The sequence below is a fragment of the Sulfitobacter sp. HGT1 genome, from assembly GCF_013282155.1.
In the GTDB taxonomy this organism is placed as follows: Bacteria; Pseudomonadota; Alphaproteobacteria; order Rhodobacterales; family Rhodobacteraceae; genus Sulfitobacter.
In genome coordinates this window covers 72,417-86,354 of the sequence record NZ_BLWI01000010.1, presented here as the reverse complement: position 1 = coordinate 86,354, position 13,938 = coordinate 72,417, and the positions used below count along the sequence as shown (strand labels likewise).

At 58.5% G+C, this 13,938-nt stretch carries 15 protein-coding genes; 6 read left to right on the top strand and 9 right to left on the bottom strand.

All coding sequences use genetic code 11. The features are described from left to right. The first annotated feature begins 183 nt into the window (after positions 1–183). Positions 184–1,722 carry a trimethylamine methyltransferase family protein gene (locus HGT1_RS10435; protein WP_176249884.1) on the top strand — a complete coding sequence of 513 codons (1,539 nt, stop codon included), beginning with the start codon at positions 184–186 and terminating at the stop codon, positions 1,720–1,722. On the opposite strand, the gene HGT1_RS10430 is transcribed toward HGT1_RS10435, so the two are convergent. Beyond that, on the bottom strand, positions 1,715–2,011 hold the full coding sequence (locus tag HGT1_RS10430; protein WP_176249883.1) for a DUF6477 family protein: 297 nt from the start codon (positions 2,009–2,011) through the stop codon (positions 1,715–1,717). The two genes, HGT1_RS10435 and HGT1_RS10430, sit on opposite strands and share 8 nt — an antisense overlap. Before the next feature lie 247 nt (positions 2,012–2,258). On the opposite strand from HGT1_RS10430, the gene HGT1_RS10425 reads away from it, so the two are divergent. Continuing rightward, positions 2,259–3,368, top strand: coding sequence for a DUF6456 domain-containing protein (locus HGT1_RS10425; protein WP_176249882.1), 1,110 nt, complete (start codon positions 2,259–2,261; stop codon positions 3,366–3,368). 46 nt (positions 3,369–3,414) lie between these two features. On the opposite strand, the gene HGT1_RS10420 is transcribed toward HGT1_RS10425, so the two are convergent. Continuing rightward, a complete protein-coding gene (locus HGT1_RS10420) occupies positions 3,415–5,055 on the bottom strand; it encodes an NAD(P)-binding domain-containing protein (protein WP_176249881.1) in 1,641 nt (546 codons plus the stop codon). 233 nt (positions 5,056–5,288) lie between these two features. Here HGT1_RS10420 and lipA point away from each other — a divergent pair, with 233 nt between their 5' ends. Next, complete coding sequence (gene lipA / locus HGT1_RS10415; protein ID WP_176249880.1) at positions 5,289–6,242, top strand: lipoyl synthase; 954 nt, start codon at positions 5,289–5,291, stop codon at positions 6,240–6,242. 1 nt (position 6,243) lies between these two features. Here lipA and HGT1_RS10410 read toward each other — a convergent pair whose 3' ends face one another. Together HGT1_RS10410 and hpt are read right to left on the bottom strand one after the other, a co-directional pair. After that, a complete protein-coding gene (locus tag HGT1_RS10410; protein ID WP_176249879.1) occupies positions 6,244–6,417 on the bottom strand; it encodes a hypothetical protein in 174 nt (57 codons plus the stop codon). Further along, positions 6,414–6,953, bottom strand: coding sequence for a hypoxanthine phosphoribosyltransferase (gene hpt, locus HGT1_RS10405; protein ID WP_176249878.1), 540 nt, complete (start codon positions 6,951–6,953; stop codon positions 6,414–6,416). The genes HGT1_RS10410 and hpt overlap by 4 nt, the downstream gene beginning before the upstream one ends. A gap of 67 nt (positions 6,954–7,020) precedes the next feature. Here hpt and HGT1_RS10400 point away from each other — a divergent pair, with 67 nt between their 5' ends. After that, the gene (locus HGT1_RS10400; protein ID WP_176249877.1) at positions 7,021–7,476 is read left to right on the top strand and encodes a type II toxin-antitoxin system RatA family toxin; all 456 of its coding nucleotides are present in this window, start codon (positions 7,021–7,023) and stop codon (positions 7,474–7,476) included. Between the two features lie 12 nt (positions 7,477–7,488). Here HGT1_RS10400 and HGT1_RS10395 read toward each other — a convergent pair whose 3' ends face one another. The 5 genes from HGT1_RS10395 to HGT1_RS10375 form a co-directional block, all read right to left on the bottom strand. After that, entirely contained in the window at positions 7,489–8,052 is a 564-nt protein-coding gene (locus HGT1_RS10395; RefSeq protein WP_176249876.1) for a hypothetical protein, read from the bottom strand. Positions 8,053–8,247: 195 nt separating this feature from the next. Beyond that, positions 8,248–9,429 carry an ammonium transporter gene (locus tag HGT1_RS10390; protein WP_176249875.1) on the bottom strand — a complete coding sequence of 394 codons (1,182 nt, stop codon included), beginning with the start codon at positions 9,427–9,429 and terminating at the stop codon, positions 8,248–8,250. 155 nt (positions 9,430–9,584) lie between these two features. Continuing rightward, entirely contained in the window at positions 9,585–10,061 is a 477-nt protein-coding gene (locus HGT1_RS10385; protein ID WP_176249874.1) for a CinA family protein, read from the bottom strand. Further along, positions 10,048–10,539 carry a phosphatidylglycerophosphatase A gene (locus tag HGT1_RS10380; protein ID WP_176249873.1) on the bottom strand — a complete coding sequence of 164 codons (492 nt, stop codon included), beginning with the start codon at positions 10,537–10,539 and terminating at the stop codon, positions 10,048–10,050. Before HGT1_RS10380 ends, HGT1_RS10385 begins: the two co-directional genes overlap by 14 nt. After that, positions 10,536–11,678 (bottom strand): bifunctional 2-C-methyl-D-erythritol 4-phosphate cytidylyltransferase/2-C-methyl-D-erythritol 2,4-cyclodiphosphate synthase, encoded by a 1,143-nt coding sequence (locus HGT1_RS10375; RefSeq protein ID WP_176249872.1) that lies wholly within the window; start codon positions 11,676–11,678, stop codon positions 10,536–10,538. Before HGT1_RS10375 ends, HGT1_RS10380 begins: the two co-directional genes overlap by 4 nt. A 181-nt stretch (positions 11,679–11,859) precedes the next feature. On the opposite strand from HGT1_RS10375, the gene dusB reads away from it, so the two are divergent. After that, positions 11,860–12,846: a tRNA dihydrouridine synthase DusB gene (dusB, locus tag HGT1_RS10370; RefSeq protein ID WP_176250215.1), complete on the top strand. Its 987-nt coding sequence runs from the start codon at positions 11,860–11,862 to the stop codon at positions 12,844–12,846. After that, entirely contained in the window at positions 12,843–13,937 is a 1,095-nt protein-coding gene (locus HGT1_RS10365; protein ID WP_176249871.1) for a nitrogen regulation protein NR(II), read from the top strand. Before dusB ends, HGT1_RS10365 begins: the two co-directional genes overlap by 4 nt. Position 13,938: the final 1 nt, after the last annotated feature.

The window sequence follows — 13,938 nt, the reverse complement described above, 5'->3', positions numbered from 1 at the left end:
TGATTATGGGCGGATCGCGCGCGTGGCAAGAGTGGACTGGGGGCCAGCCCCCAGACCCCGGGGATATTTTTAAGCCAGAGAAGGGGCCAATGTCGGTTTTTGACGCCTAAAGCCGTTATCCGCGTGAAATCGGCTCGGGGAATGGGGTAGCTAGGCGAAAGATTTGGCGAAAAGGAACATCACATGGCGGAATCAGCAAGACGTGGGCGTGGCGGCGGCGGAGCAGCGCGGCGCGCGGAGCGGTCGGCCGTATCCTTTGAGACTGCAAAGTATATCGAGCGCAATATTCCGAATTTCGAGATATTGAACGACGAATCGTTAGAGATCATCGAGCGCAACGCCGATATCATTCTGGAAGAAATCGGCGTTAACTTCCCTGACAACCCCGAAGCGTTGGAATTGTGGCGTGCGGCGGGGGCAACTGTGACTGGCGACCGTGTGCGTATACCGCGGGGTCTGGCGCGTGAATTGTGCAAGACGGCACCGTCTGAATATACCCAGCATGCCCGCAACCCTGACCGCAATGTTGTAATCGGCGGCCGCAATCTGGTGTTGGCACCGGTTTATGGACCGCCCTTTGTGCGCGATGCTGCGGGGGGCCGTCGCTATGCCACCATGGATGATTTCAACAAATTCGTGAAGCTGGGCTATATGTCCAAGTGGTTGCACCATTCTGGCGGCACCGTGTGCGAGCCGACCGACGTGCCGGTGAACAAGCGCCATCTGGATATGTTGCACGCCCACATGACCCTGAGCGACAAGCCGTTCATGGGCTCTGTGACCGAGCCGAGCCGCGCGCAGGATTCGGTTGATATGTGCAACATCCTGTTTGGCGCTGATTTCGTGCAGCAAAACACGGTGATGACATCGCTGATCAACATCAACTCTCCCATGACATTCGACGATGTGATGATGGGCGCGTTGAAGGTATTTGCCGAAAACAACCAGGCTGCGATCATTTCGCCCTTTATCGTGGGCGGTGCGATGGCACCTGTGTCAGTGGCCGGTACCTTGACGCAAGTGTTGGCCGAAGTGATGGCGGGCATCGCCTATAGCCAGTTGGTCCGCAAAGGGGCACCGGTGATTTTCGGGGCATTTGTGACGTCGATCGACATGAATTCGGGTGCGCCGACCTTTGGCACGCCGGAAGCGTCGCATATTACCTATGGCGCGGGGCAGTTGGCGCGGCGGATGAAACTGCCGTTCCGGTCTGCGGGATCGTTCTGCGGGTCGAAACTGCCTGATGCGCAGGCCGCCTACGAGACCGCAAACAGCCTGAACATGGGCCTGCTGTCTGGCGTGAACTTTATGTTGCACGCCTGTGGCTGGCTTGAGGGCGGGTTGGTGAGTTCCTTCGAGAAATTCGTGATGGATGCGGACCAGTTGGGTGCATTGCATCATCTGGCGCAAGGCATCCAGATGGACGAGAACGCCCAAGCGTTGGATGCCATTCGCGAAGTGGGCCCCGGCGGCCACTATCTGGGCTGTGCCCATACGCAGGCGAACTTTAAGTCGGCGTTCTGGAAATCCGATCTGCTGGACTACAAGCCGTTCGAGACCTGGCAGGACGAGGGATCGCGCGACACCCAAGCCCTGGCGTCGGCACGGGTTGAGAAACTGTTGGGAGACTATGTTCAGCCCCCCATGGACCCCGCAATCCGCGAGGCATTGGATGCGTTTGTTGCAGAACGCAAAGCGGCAGAGCCGGACAGCTTTATGTAATCGGATCTTCCGAGGACCGCAGCACGCGGGCTTCGCCGATCATGGCGCTGACCACATCAACATGGCGGACCAGGCAATAGCTTGCGTCCGCCATTTTTCTTTGGGCGTTCAGTTCTGCCTCGATCTCGATCAGGTGCATCAAGGCCGGACCGCTGCGCGGGGGGGTGCTGCACCCCAGAAGACGCCGCAAATGGCTGGCCCTGCGATAGCTTTCTGCGCCAATGCGCGCCGCCCGCATCAGCAGGGACGGGCGGTGCAGGGCGTTCAGTCTTGAGATGATATCTTGCATGTTTTCAGATCCTTGAGGTTTGAAATCGTCCCGTGACGCGGGCCGGAACCCTCGAACCATCACATGAAATTTCGATCTGTTGCGCAGCCGGTGGTCTGGCCGCGCGGGCCGGTTACGACTGTTTACCATTTGGAAACAATCATGGTTTCGACGGCGTGATTTTAACAAACACGTAACTAATGCATCTTTAGGTTGTGTGGATAAGTCTGTGGACAACTTTAGTAACTGACAAAAAGGGACAAGCAATATGACAGGGCTTTCAACCACTCGCCCGGCGGCACATTCCGCCGGATCAGACATACCGGCATGGGTCCCCCGCGACGCACGACATTATCTGTCGCATGTGGAGCAGGGCCGCCCGATCCGCGCCTTGGCACGCTCCGCCGATTGCCATGCATCAACCATCCTGCGCCAGATCCGAAAGCTGGAGACCCGGCGGGACGATCCGTTGATTGATGATGCTTTGGAAACACTGGGCCGCGTGAGTCGCCGCACGTCCCCAAGGAACACAGAAAGGCCAAAGATGACCCAGCCCGAGGACCCTCAAATGCCCGATGATGAAACCCTGATGTCCGAAGCGCGCCGGATCTTGCGCCGGATGTGTGAAACCGGCGCGATGCTGGCGGTGGCAGCCGAGATGGAAAAGGCCGTCGTGGTGCGCGACGGGGCAGGCGGGTCAAGCACCCGCACCGCAGTGGTTGACCGACCGATTGCACAGGCGATGGCGCTTAAAGGGTGGATTGCCACCACCGGCAGCGGGCGGATTACGCGGTATTTCATCACGGCCGCGGGGCGCACCGCGCTGGAACAGATGTTGCAGCAGGAACAGCCGCGCGGACCGCTGGGGTTTGCGGATGCGCAAGCCGATTTTGCCACCCAGGACGACATATGCGCGCGCCCGCAATCATCGCGCCGCGCCCGCTATACCCTTGCCGAAAGCCCTTTGGCGGCTTTGGCGCGCCGCCGTGACAAGGACGGAACGAATTTTCTGTCTGACCGCTTGGTGCAAGCCGGTGAACGCCTGCGCGAGGATTTCGAGCTGGCCCAAATGGGCGAAAAAACCACGCAGAACTGGGACCGGTTTCTAACCCCCGGCGGTGACGCGCCTGCGGGCAGCTTTACCGGCAGCGCGCCCTCTGCGGCGCGGGCACGGGTCGGGTCGGCCCTGGCCGATCTGGGTCCGGGGCTGTCGGATGTGGTGTTGCGCTGCTGCTGTTACCTGGAGGGGTTGGAGACCACCGAAAAGCGGCTTGGCTGGTCGGCGCGGTCGGGCAAGATCGTGCTACGGATCGCGTTGATGCGGCTGCGCAAGCATTACGATGAAACATTGGGGCCCGGAAGCGCGATGATCGGTTGACCGGCGCAAGGGGCTGGGCGCGGCGTTCAACCGCCGCGCCCCTTTTTCATTCAGCCGCTGTCGCTTGTGCGAACTGGCCGATCCCGTCCCGAAGCAAGAACGCATCAAGCTGCTGGCGTGCGACATCGGCGGGATCAACGGTGCCGCCCGCATCGGCAAAGGTCATCTGCAAAACGGTGCCCTGGTCGCCACCGCGCGCATCACGCGGGCGCCAATCGGCATCCAGGTGATCGGCCATATGCATCTGATCCACGACTTTGCCATCCGTCACCAAGCGGACCACCGGATGGATGAACGCATCGGGTTCTTTGCCAAACACGTTGTTCTGACGTTTCACATGCAGGGAATCGCTGCCAAAATCGCCATATTCCAGCGTGACCTGCAAGAACGAACCCGTGGTAAAGGGGGCGTCTTTCGTCCAAGATACGGGGATGTCCTGATAGGTTTTACCAGCCTGTGGTCCGTCCAGCAAAATCACATCGGCCATGAAACCCGGTTGCAGGAAAATACCCGACGCCGTGCTGATCCGGTCGATGATCGCATTGCCCAGTTCGGGTGCTGACAGGGGGGTCGTCACGGTGGGATAGGCGGTGCCGTGGACCCGCGCCGTGATCAGTTCCGCAAGGCTTTTGACGTTGTGCCGGAAGCCGTGGATAAAGCCCGACATGGTCTTTTTATAGTCGCAAGACTGCATAATCGTGCCCGCAAAGAACAGGCCTTTGACGTTCTCGCTTTCCCATTCGCCGGTCATGACGGGGAATTTATCGAAGTGGCGCAGGGCGGGCTGGATGTCTTCGGCAAAGATCGAATTGTCGAACTGGAACCCTGTGCAGGCGATGACATGGTCATAGGTCAGCACGATTTCGTGCCCTTCGGCTGCCGTCATTTGCGCCCGCACGGTATAGACGCCGTTTTCTTTGGTGATCTCGGTCGCCTTGGCATCAATCACCGCATTTTGGGATTTCAGCTGATATGTATCGAGGAAATTATTGTTAACCGCGCGCAGGTTGCCGACAAAATGCGTCTGCCATGCGAACTTGATCGGGTTGGGGCTCATCACGTGGATGCTGGCCGCATGTTCCAACAGCGAATCGGCGGTCTCGAAGGCAGAGTTGCCTTTGCCCAGAATCAGCACCCGCTTGTTTTCGTAAAGCTCGGGGGTCGGGTCGAATTCGGTATAATTTGCCGCCAGTTCAAACCCTTTGATACCCGGATCCCAGGCCTGGCTGACGCCGGTGGCCACAATCACATTTGCCGCGCGGTGCGTGGATCCGTCGGCACAGCTGATCACAAAGCCGTCAGCGGCTTTTTCGATTTTTTGCACATCGGCGTTGCAAACGATGTGATCTGCCAGCGGTTTGGCAAAGGTTTCGGCATAGCTGGTGAAATCATCGGCACTTGGGAAATACTTGCGGCTCCAGTCCTTGAACAGAAGCCCTTCGTCGTTCAGCAGCGAATTCCAGTCATGGCGCAGACGGGTTTCAGGGTTGCTGAGGCCCGTATGCACCTTGTTGATCGAGATAAACTGACGATGGCGCGGGAAGTTACGCAAAAACGCGCTGATCTTGTCCGACCGCTCAAGGACGGTAAACGACACCCCCTTTTTCGCGAAATAATAGGCAGCCTGAAGACCGGCAGGGCCTGAGCCGATGATACAGACGTCTTGGATTCCGTTGGGTGCGGACATTTAGTTTTCCTCTTGGTATAGCGTTAAAAACGAGTGCAACCTTAGGGTGGATACCCGCAACAGGCGAAGGGAAAATTAACATTTTTTTAAATAGTTGAAAAATGAGAACATCTTTCTGATCCTCGGGCCAAAAATCCCCCCATTTTTCGAAAACCAGCCATGCGCCCGCTGCCTCTTTCCTGTGGCGGGTGAAACGACTACATTGCCCGCGAACCGACATACGGAGCCAGACCATGCGCGACCTTAAAATCCCCGAACAGCGCCACCCTGAAAAAGCCAAACGCCCCGATAATCCGCAGCCGAAAAAACCAAGCTGGATTCGCGTCAAGGCACCAGGGGGCCAAGGTTACGCAGATACGGCAAAAATTATGCGTGAAAACAAGCTGGTCACAGTTTGCGAGGAAGCCGGTTGCCCCAATGTGGGCGAATGTTGGTCGCAGGGCCACGCCACCATGATGATCATGGGCGAGGTCTGTACCCGCGCCTGCACCTTCTGCAACATCGCCACCGGCAAGCCGCCCGAGGATCTGGACGTGTTCGAACCGGGCCGCGTTGCAGATGCGGTGGCCAAACTGGGGCTGAACCACGTTGTGATCACTTCGGTTGACCGCGACGACATTGCGGACGGCGGTGCCGAACATTTCGCGCAGACCATTCGCGCCATTCGCAAGAGGTCGCCCGACACCACGATCGAGATTCTGACGCCGGATTTCATCCGCTGCGATCCGAAGGTGCTGGAAATCGTCGTCGAGGCGCGGCCTGACGTGTTTAACCACAACCTTGAAACCGTGCCGGGCCTGTACCCCGAAGTCCGCCCCGGCGCGCGGTACTTCCACAGCTTGCGTCTGTTGCAGCGGGTCAAGGAACTGGACCCGTCGATGTTCACCAAATCCGGCATCATGGTCGGCTTGGGCGAAGACCGCCAATCGGTCATTCAGGTCATGGAAGACATGCGCGCCGCCGACATCGATTTCCTGACCATCGGGCAATATCTGCAACCCACGCCCAAACATCACCGCGTGGACCGTTTCGTGCATCCTGATGAATTCGCATCCTATGAAAAGGCGGCATTCGGCAAGGGATTCTTGATGGTTTCGGCGACACCGCTCACCCGGTCCAGCTATCACGCGGGGGATGATTTCGCGCGCCTGCGGGCCGCGCGTCAGGCCAAGCTGGCAAAAAGCTAGGTTAGAACCTGCGGCCCATACGTTCGGCTGTTAACCACTCGGGCCAATAGCCGGCGTATTCCAGACCAAAGATGATCGCCGCGACCAGAATGATTGCAAACACAAACTTAACCCGCCGGGGCGACGGCGGGTTTTGCGCCCAGCGTTTCATCCGCATGAGCCAGACAATGTTCATGATGTGAAGCGGACCTTGCCGATAAAGGGCAGGTTGCGGTTGCGCTGTGCGAAATCAATGCCATAGCCCACAACAAATTCATCCGGTATTTCAAAGCCGATCCAATCGGCCTTCATGTCGACCTCGCGGCGGCTGGGTTTGTCCAGCAATGCAATGGTTTTCAGCCGCGCCGGTTCGCGCGACAAAAGCAGGTTACGCACGTGGTGCAACGTGTGGCCCGTATCGACGATATCTTCGACAACCAGCACGTCACGCGCTTCGATAGCGCCGCGCAAGTCCTTGAGAATACGTACTTCTCTGCTGCTTTCCATGCCGTCGCCATAGCTGGACGCTTCCAGAAAATCCACCTCGATCGGCAGGTCCAGTTCGCGCACCAGATCGGCGATAAACACAAACGATCCGCGCAGCAGCCCGACCACGGTCAGCTTGCTGGTGCCTTCGAATTCGGTCTGGATTTCACGGCACAACGCTTCGATCCGCGCAGCAATCGCCTTGGCCGAGATCATTTCATCGATGACATAAGGACGCGTTGGCATGGGTTTGACCTTGAAAAGGGGGCGTTTAAGATTTCATAAGGGCTAACTACATGACAGATGGAAATCAATGCCTACCCATTCAGAGACCCGCGAACTGCCCTACACCGCCCAACAGATGTATGATCTGGTGGCCGATGTGGCGTCTTACCCCGAATTTCTGCCCTGGACCGCCGCCGCGCGCATCAAAAGCCGCACGGACAAAGGCGATCACGAGGTGATGGATGCCGATCTGGTGATCAGTTTCAAGGTGTTCCGCGAAAGGTTCACCAGCCGTGTGGTGCTGTGGCCTGAACCGAAAAAGATCGACACCGAATATCTGGACGGGCCGTTCAAGTTCATGAAATCCAACTGGCATTTCGAAGACGCGGGGCAAGGTACCTGCAAGGTCCATTTCTTTGTCGATTTCGAGTTCAAGAACATGGTGCTGCAAAAGATCATCGGCGTGGTTTTCAACGAGGCGATGCAACGCGTGGTACGCGCCTTTGAAAAACGCGCGGCGGATTTATACGGGCCGACGGCTTAACCAACACCTACATCAGCCGTTCGAGGTCCGAAAAGCCGTTTCAAGCCGCTGAAACATCTGATCGAATTCGGCCAGCTCAGGGTCGGTTTTATCGATCTGCACCAGCAGCGCGCGATAGTCCTGCAACATTGTTTCGAGCGCTGGAATATACGTATCTGCCCATTGCTCGGCGCGGATGCGATCGGGTTGTTTTTGGGCTTTCTTTCGGGTCGCGCTGATGGATTTCAACGCATTCAAGCGATGCTTTATGGCAGCGCGGTAGATTTTGATCACACGGTCCGGCTCTGCCACAAGCAGCAGCCGGTTCAGTATCAACCTTGTGTTTTCAAACAAAGGGCCAAAGAAATCGCGGCTGGTCACAGTGCGGATCATGTCCGCCTCGACCAGATCAAGAAAACCGTTGTCGATATATTGATAGGTGATCCAAAGGGTGCCCGCCCCGCTGAGCGCAATGACCTGATCCGTTCGAATACTGCCGCTTTCGGAACAGGCGACAAGAGCGTCAAAGTACCGGTCGGCATCCTTGGAAATGGATTTAAATTTGGGTTCGAACCCCTCGAGAATCCCGTCGCGCACAGTGATCATCCATTTTGCAAATATGCTTTCGCCCTCATTCGCATGTGTATTTGTCTAAATTAAGAAATCGGGGTGTCGTCATGGAAACCACGGTATGAGACGAAAAATGCTCCCGCATGTGACATGCGAGAGCATCGTTTTTTCAGGGATTGCCAAGGCTCGAAATCAATCGAGCCGCTTCCAATATATCCCGGCCTAGCTGGTCAGATCATAGGCGCGCTCGCCGTGCACAGCCAGATCAAGGCCGGTTGTCTCTTCCTCTTCCGACACGCGCAGCGGTGTGATGGCTTTGCAGATGAACACCAAGGCGACGGTGACCACAGTGGTATAGATGCCAACAATCGCCAGCGACCCCAGCTGCGCCGCCCAGGAGCCCGCGCCAAAGGCCGCGATCATGATCGTGCCAAAGATACCACCCACACCGTGTACGGCAAAGACATCCAGCGTATCGTCGATCTTGGCTTTGTTACGGATCAGCAAAACGGCCTCCTGACACATCACACCGGCCACGGCCCCGATGATCAGCGCCTCCCATGGGCCGACAAAACCGGACGCGGGGGTGATGGATGCCAGACCGGCAATTGTACCCGTGACGATACCCACCATCGACGATTTGCCGAATTTGATACGTTCCCACAGCGCCCAGGACAGAGACGCTGTCGCGGCAGAAATATGCGTGACCGTGATCGCCATTGCCGCACCACCATCCGCCGCCAGTTGCGAGCCGCCGTTAAAGCCGAACCAACCGACCCACAGCATCGCCGCACCGATCATCACAAAACCGGGGTTATGCGGCGGTGTGTGGCTGTTTTTGCGTGACCCCAGAAAGAAGGCGATGATCAGTGCCGCGAGACCTGCGGTTTCATGCACCACAATGCCGCCCGCGAAGTCGCGTACGCCCACATCGCCAAAGATACCGCCGTCGGCCAGAAAACCGCCGCCCCAGACCCAATGCACAACAGGCGCATAGCAGATCAACATCCACAACCCCGAAAACAGCATGACAAAGCCAAAGCCGACACGCTCAACATAGGCACCGACGATCAGCGCAGGCGTGATGATCGCGAATGTCATCTGGAAAGCAAAGAACAAGATCTCGGGCAGGGTGCCGGACAGGCTGTCGACCGTGACGCCGTTCAGGCCCAGCTTGTCCAAGCCGCCCCAGAAACCCGATGTGCCGGACCCGAAAGCGATGGAATAGCCGACGAAAAACCAAAGCACGCTCATCAGACAGGCGATGGCATAGCAATGCATGAAAACGCTCAGCACGTTGCGGCTGCGCACAAGGCCGCCGTAAAACAGGGCAAGCCCCGGCAAAGTCATAAACAGAACCAAGGCCGTCGCGGTCATGATCCAGGCTGTATCGGCAGCATTCATCGTTAATTTCCCCCATTGCGGTATGTTGAAAGGCTGCAAAGCGGATGGGGTGGCGCAACGAAAGTCAAAATGCAGGCAGAGACGCCATTTATTCGTGCATTTATGCAAGCGCCTTAAATTTAGGCTGCATTGAAGGCGTTAAGCCTATTTTTTGATCAGTTTGAAACCGCGCCCAAAAGCAGGGTCAAGGCGTGGTCGCGCGCGGCCAGACGGACCTTATCGCGCCCCAGCGGGCCAAAATCCAGCGTCTCAACCGCGACGTTTTCATCGGTGGCCAGACCAAAGCACACGCGCCCTTCAGGCTTGTGTTCAGACCCGCCAGGCCCTGCGATTCCGGTGATGGATACGGCGATTTGGGCTTTTGAATGGGCCAAGGCACCTAGTGCCATTTCCCGCGCGACCTGTTCGGACACGGCCCCGAACTGGTCAAGGGTTGCCGGTGACACGTCGAGCAAATCTATCTTGGCGTCATTGGTATAGGTGACAAACCCGCGGTCAAACATGGCGGATGATCCGGGCAAATCGGTCAATGCAGCAGCGACCATGCCCCCGGTGCAGCTTTCGGCGCTGGTGATCATGATGCCGCGCGCAAGGGCGCGTTCCAGCAAAATCGCCGCGTCAGAGAAGCCCATGATAAAGCCCCGCCAGCGCAATCACGCAGATCAGTGCAAAGACCCCCGCAATCACATCATCCAGCATCACGCCAAGCGCATCACCGCGCCGGTCAGCCCAGCCCACCAGCAGCGGCTTCCAGATGTCGAACAGGCGAAACAGCGCAAAGGCCGCAATCCAGCCCGGCCACATCACAAGGATATTCAACCCCATCGACCACGCCGCATAACTGAGCGGCAGCAGGGCGATCCACTGGCCTGCGACCTCGTCGATCACGATCTCGGAGGGGTCGTGGTCATCGCTGCCAGCCGTCATCTTTGCCGTCGCCCACCAACCGGCGGCAAAGGCCACGAGGATACCGATCACCAGCAAGGGGAACCCGCCGATCACATGCAACAGCCACGCCCATGGCAGGGCGACCAGCGACCCCCAGGTGCCGGGGGCAGGGCGAATATATCCGACGCCCAGAACGGTGCCGATCAGCTTTGCAAGTTTCATAGTTTCACCAATGTTGCTGTGGCCATGCAGGCGATGCCTTCGCCGCGACCGGTAAAGCCCAGACGCTCGGATGTGGTTGCCTTGACCGATACGCGGTCGGCGTCGATCCCCAGATACAGGGCCATGACATCGCGCATGGCGGCGGCATGGGGGCCGACCTTGGGGTATTCGCAGATCAAGGTGCAATCGACATGGGTCAGGGTGAACCCCTTGGACCGCGCCAGATCGGCGGCATGGGTCAAAAAGATATGGCTCGCGGCACCTTTCCATTGCGGATCAGAGGGCGGGAAATGCTGGCCGATATCGCCCATCGCCAAAGCCCCATAAATCGCGTCAGTCACCGTGTGCATCCCGACATCCGCGTCAGAATGGCCCATAAGCCCTTGATCATGGTCGATTTTCACGCCGCACAGCATCACGTGGTCACCGGGCCCAAAGGCATGTACGTCAAATCCGTTGCCGGTGCGAATGTCCATCTGGCTCTCCAATATGCGGGCGGCGCGGGTCAAATCGCCGGGCAGGGTTATTTTCAGGTTATCGGCGCTGCCGGGGGTGATGGCAACGGAGATTCCGGCCGCACGCGCCACTTCGACATCATCCGCCGCGACCCCGTCAAAGGTGGCATGGGCGGCCTGAATGGCGGCGGTGACAAAACCTTGCGGGGTTTGGGCTGCGTAAAGGGCGGTGCGGTCTTGGGTGCCGGCGACTTCGCCATCCTCTGCACGCCACAGGGCATCGGTCACGGGCAGACCGGGGGCCGCGGCCGGGCAGGTCTTGAGCGCCGTCAGAACACCATCAATCACGGCTTTCGACACACAGGGCCGCGCGGCGTCATGGATCAACACCAGATCACTCTGGCCAATCAGGGCCAGTCCGCTGCGCACAGACCCTGCACGGTCGGCCCCGCCCACAGCGATCAAGCATCCTTCGGCCTTGAACCCCTCGGCCTGATCCATATCGGCTTCGTTCAGAACAATAACTATCGTATCAATCGCGCCGTGACGCTGGAACGCGGCAACGGTGTGGTCGATTACGCGCTTGCCACACAGGCCTTGCCATTGCTTGGGAACAGGGCCGCCCGCGCGGGTACCACGCCCCGCAGCGACGATCAGAGCGGCAATTTTTGGCGGTGATGACATTGGCGGCCTCTTGAAGGGATAGCACGGTTTTAGGCAAAGCCGGCCTGCGGTGCAATCTCTTGGCGTCAATGCCTAATAATTAGGCACATCAAGATATATATGCCCCTTATATGCGGCGGTTTTCTTGAGTTTTGCAACGCCTGCCGATACACCCGAGGCAACTGCACAAGGATTAATCGTTTTGGGTCTTGCCGATCTGCCCTTTTCCCTCAGCCCGCCTGTTTTACTTGCACCCATGGCCGGCATCACGGACCTGCCGTACCGGACGCTGGTTGCCTCGTTCGGGGCAGGTCTGGTCGTGTCTGAAATGGTGGCCTCAGAAGATATGATTAACGCCCGTCCCGGCACCCGCGAAAAGGCCGAACTGGGTCTGGGGATCGAAGGCACCGCCGTGCAACTTGCCGGTCGCGAGGCCGCACCGCTGGCCGAAGCCGCGCGCATGGTAGAAGCCCAAGGCGCGCGGGTGATCGACATCAACATGGGCTGTCCTGCCAAAAAGGTCACCCAAGGCTATTCGGGTTCTGCACTGATGCGCACGCCCGACTATGCGCTGACCCTGATCGAAGCAGTGGTCAATGCGGTATCGGTGCCGGTGACCCTGAAGACCCGGCTGGGATGGGATGACGCCATGCTGAACGCGCCGCAAATCGCGGCAGCTGCGGAAAACGCAGGCATCGCGATGATCACCATTCACGGTCGTACCCGCTGCCAGTTCTACAAAGGTGCCGCCGATTGGGCCGCCATTGCAAACGTCAAAAACGCCGTGTCGATCCCGGTGATCGCAAACGGGGATATCGTGGACAGTGACACCGCGCAGATGGCCTTGGATCAATCGGGCGCGGATGGTGTGATGGTCGGGCGGGGATCGCAGGGGCAACCCTGGATATTGGCGCAAATCGCGCATCAGCTGTATCAGACGCCTGCGCCGGTTGTGCCGCAAGGGGCCGATTTCACCCGTATGGTCGCCGACCACTACGAAGAGATCATCCGCTTTTACGGCACCACCATCGGCCTGCGTGCCGCGCGCAAACATCTGGGTTGGTACATGGATACCTCCGCCACCCCCCGTGACCTGCGCCGCGCCGTTCTGACAGCACCCGACCCGAAAACGGTGCATCTGCTTATCAACGATGCGATGGTCGCGCATCCGGTCATGGAAGCGGCATGATGGACGTTAGTGATGTCTTTAACTCGCTTCCGGTGCCTGCGGTTCTGATCGGGCCGGATGACCGGATCGTCGATCTGAACTCCGAAGCCGAAGGGTTTCTGAACACCTCGGCCAAGACGGCGAAAGATACGCCCGTCTGGGATCTGATCGCCGTGAATGCCCCGCTCGAGGAAGCCTTTGCCCGCGCGCGCAAGAACGACACGCCTTTGTTTGTGAATGACGTCGATGTGGGCAGCGGCCAACGCCCGCCCGCCTTGTCCGATCTGCATCTGGCCCCGTTGAACGGATCGCCCGGCCATATGTTGCTGATGATCACCCCGCGCGAACTGGTGGGCCGGATGAGCCAGAACAATCAGGTCAAATCCGCCGCGAAATCCGCCATCGGCATGGCAGAAATGCTGGCCCACGAGATCAAGAACCCGCTGGCGGGGATCACCGGTGCCGCGCAATTGCTGAGCATGAACCTGAACGCCGAAGACCTTGAACTGACCGATCTGATCGTCGCGGAATCGCGCCGGATCGTGAAACTGCTGGAACAGGTCGAACAGTTCGGCAACCTGATGCCGCCGGAATTGAAGGCCGTGAACCTGCACGATGTGCTGGACCGTGCCCGCCGGTCGGCATTGCTGGGGTTCGGCGCGCGCATGAAAATCATCGAAGATTATGACCCGTCGTTGCCCTTGGCCTTGGGCGACAAGGATCAACTGCTTCAGGTGGTGCTGAACCTTGTCAAAAACGCCTCCGAGGCGGCAGGCGATACCGGCGGCACCATCCGGTTGCACAGCTTTTACGAACATTCCTTCCGGCTGCGCCGCGCTGATGGGTCCGGCCAATCCCTGCCGCTTCAGATCGAAGTGATTGATGACGGCCCTGGATTGCCCGAATCCATTCAGGACGATGTGTTCGAACCCTTTGTGTCGGGCCGTGAAAACGGCACCGGGCTGGGGCTCGCGCTGGTCAGCAAGATCATATCGGACCACGGCGGCTGGATTTCCGTCAATTCCGCCCCCGGCAAAACCGTATTTCGTATTTCCCTTCCGCGCGCCGACAAGGCGCAGTCGGAAGCCCTCGCACCCGAACAGGAGACGTAAA

Excerpts from the sequence above, each read along its gene's own strand:
- HGT1_RS10435 (WP_176249884.1), top strand. The coding sequence starts at position 184 with ATGGCGGAATCAGCAAGACGTGGGCGTGGCGGCGGCGGAGCAGCGCGG.
- HGT1_RS10430 (WP_176249883.1), bottom strand. The coding sequence starts at position 2,011 with ATGCAAGATATCATCTCAAGACTGAACGCCCTGCACCGCCCGTCCCTG.
- HGT1_RS10425 (WP_176249882.1), top strand. The coding sequence starts at position 2,259 with ATGACAGGGCTTTCAACCACTCGCCCGGCGGCACATTCCGCCGGATCA.
- HGT1_RS10420 (WP_176249881.1), bottom strand. The coding sequence starts at position 5,055 with ATGTCCGCACCCAACGGAATCCAAGACGTCTGTATCATCGGCTCAGGC.
- lipA (WP_176249880.1), top strand. The coding sequence starts at position 5,289 with ATGCGCGACCTTAAAATCCCCGAACAGCGCCACCCTGAAAAAGCCAAA.
- HGT1_RS10410 (WP_176249879.1), bottom strand. The coding sequence starts at position 6,417 with ATGAACATTGTCTGGCTCATGCGGATGAAACGCTGGGCGCAAAACCCG.
- hpt (WP_176249878.1), bottom strand. The coding sequence starts at position 6,953 with ATGCCAACGCGTCCTTATGTCATCGATGAAATGATCTCGGCCAAGGCG.
- HGT1_RS10400 (WP_176249877.1), top strand. The coding sequence starts at position 7,021 with ATGCCTACCCATTCAGAGACCCGCGAACTGCCCTACACCGCCCAACAG.
- HGT1_RS10390 (WP_176249875.1), bottom strand. The coding sequence starts at position 9,429 with ATGAATGCTGCCGATACAGCCTGGATCATGACCGCGACGGCCTTGGTT.
- HGT1_RS10385 (WP_176249874.1), bottom strand. The coding sequence starts at position 10,061 with ATGGGCTTCTCTGACGCGGCGATTTTGCTGGAACGCGCCCTTGCGCGC.
- HGT1_RS10380 (WP_176249873.1), bottom strand. The coding sequence starts at position 10,539 with ATGAAACTTGCAAAGCTGATCGGCACCGTTCTGGGCGTCGGATATATT.
- HGT1_RS10375 (WP_176249872.1), bottom strand. The coding sequence starts at position 11,678 with ATGTCATCACCGCCAAAAATTGCCGCTCTGATCGTCGCTGCGGGGCGT.
- HGT1_RS10365 (WP_176249871.1), top strand. The coding sequence starts at position 12,843 with ATGATGGACGTTAGTGATGTCTTTAACTCGCTTCCGGTGCCTGCGGTT.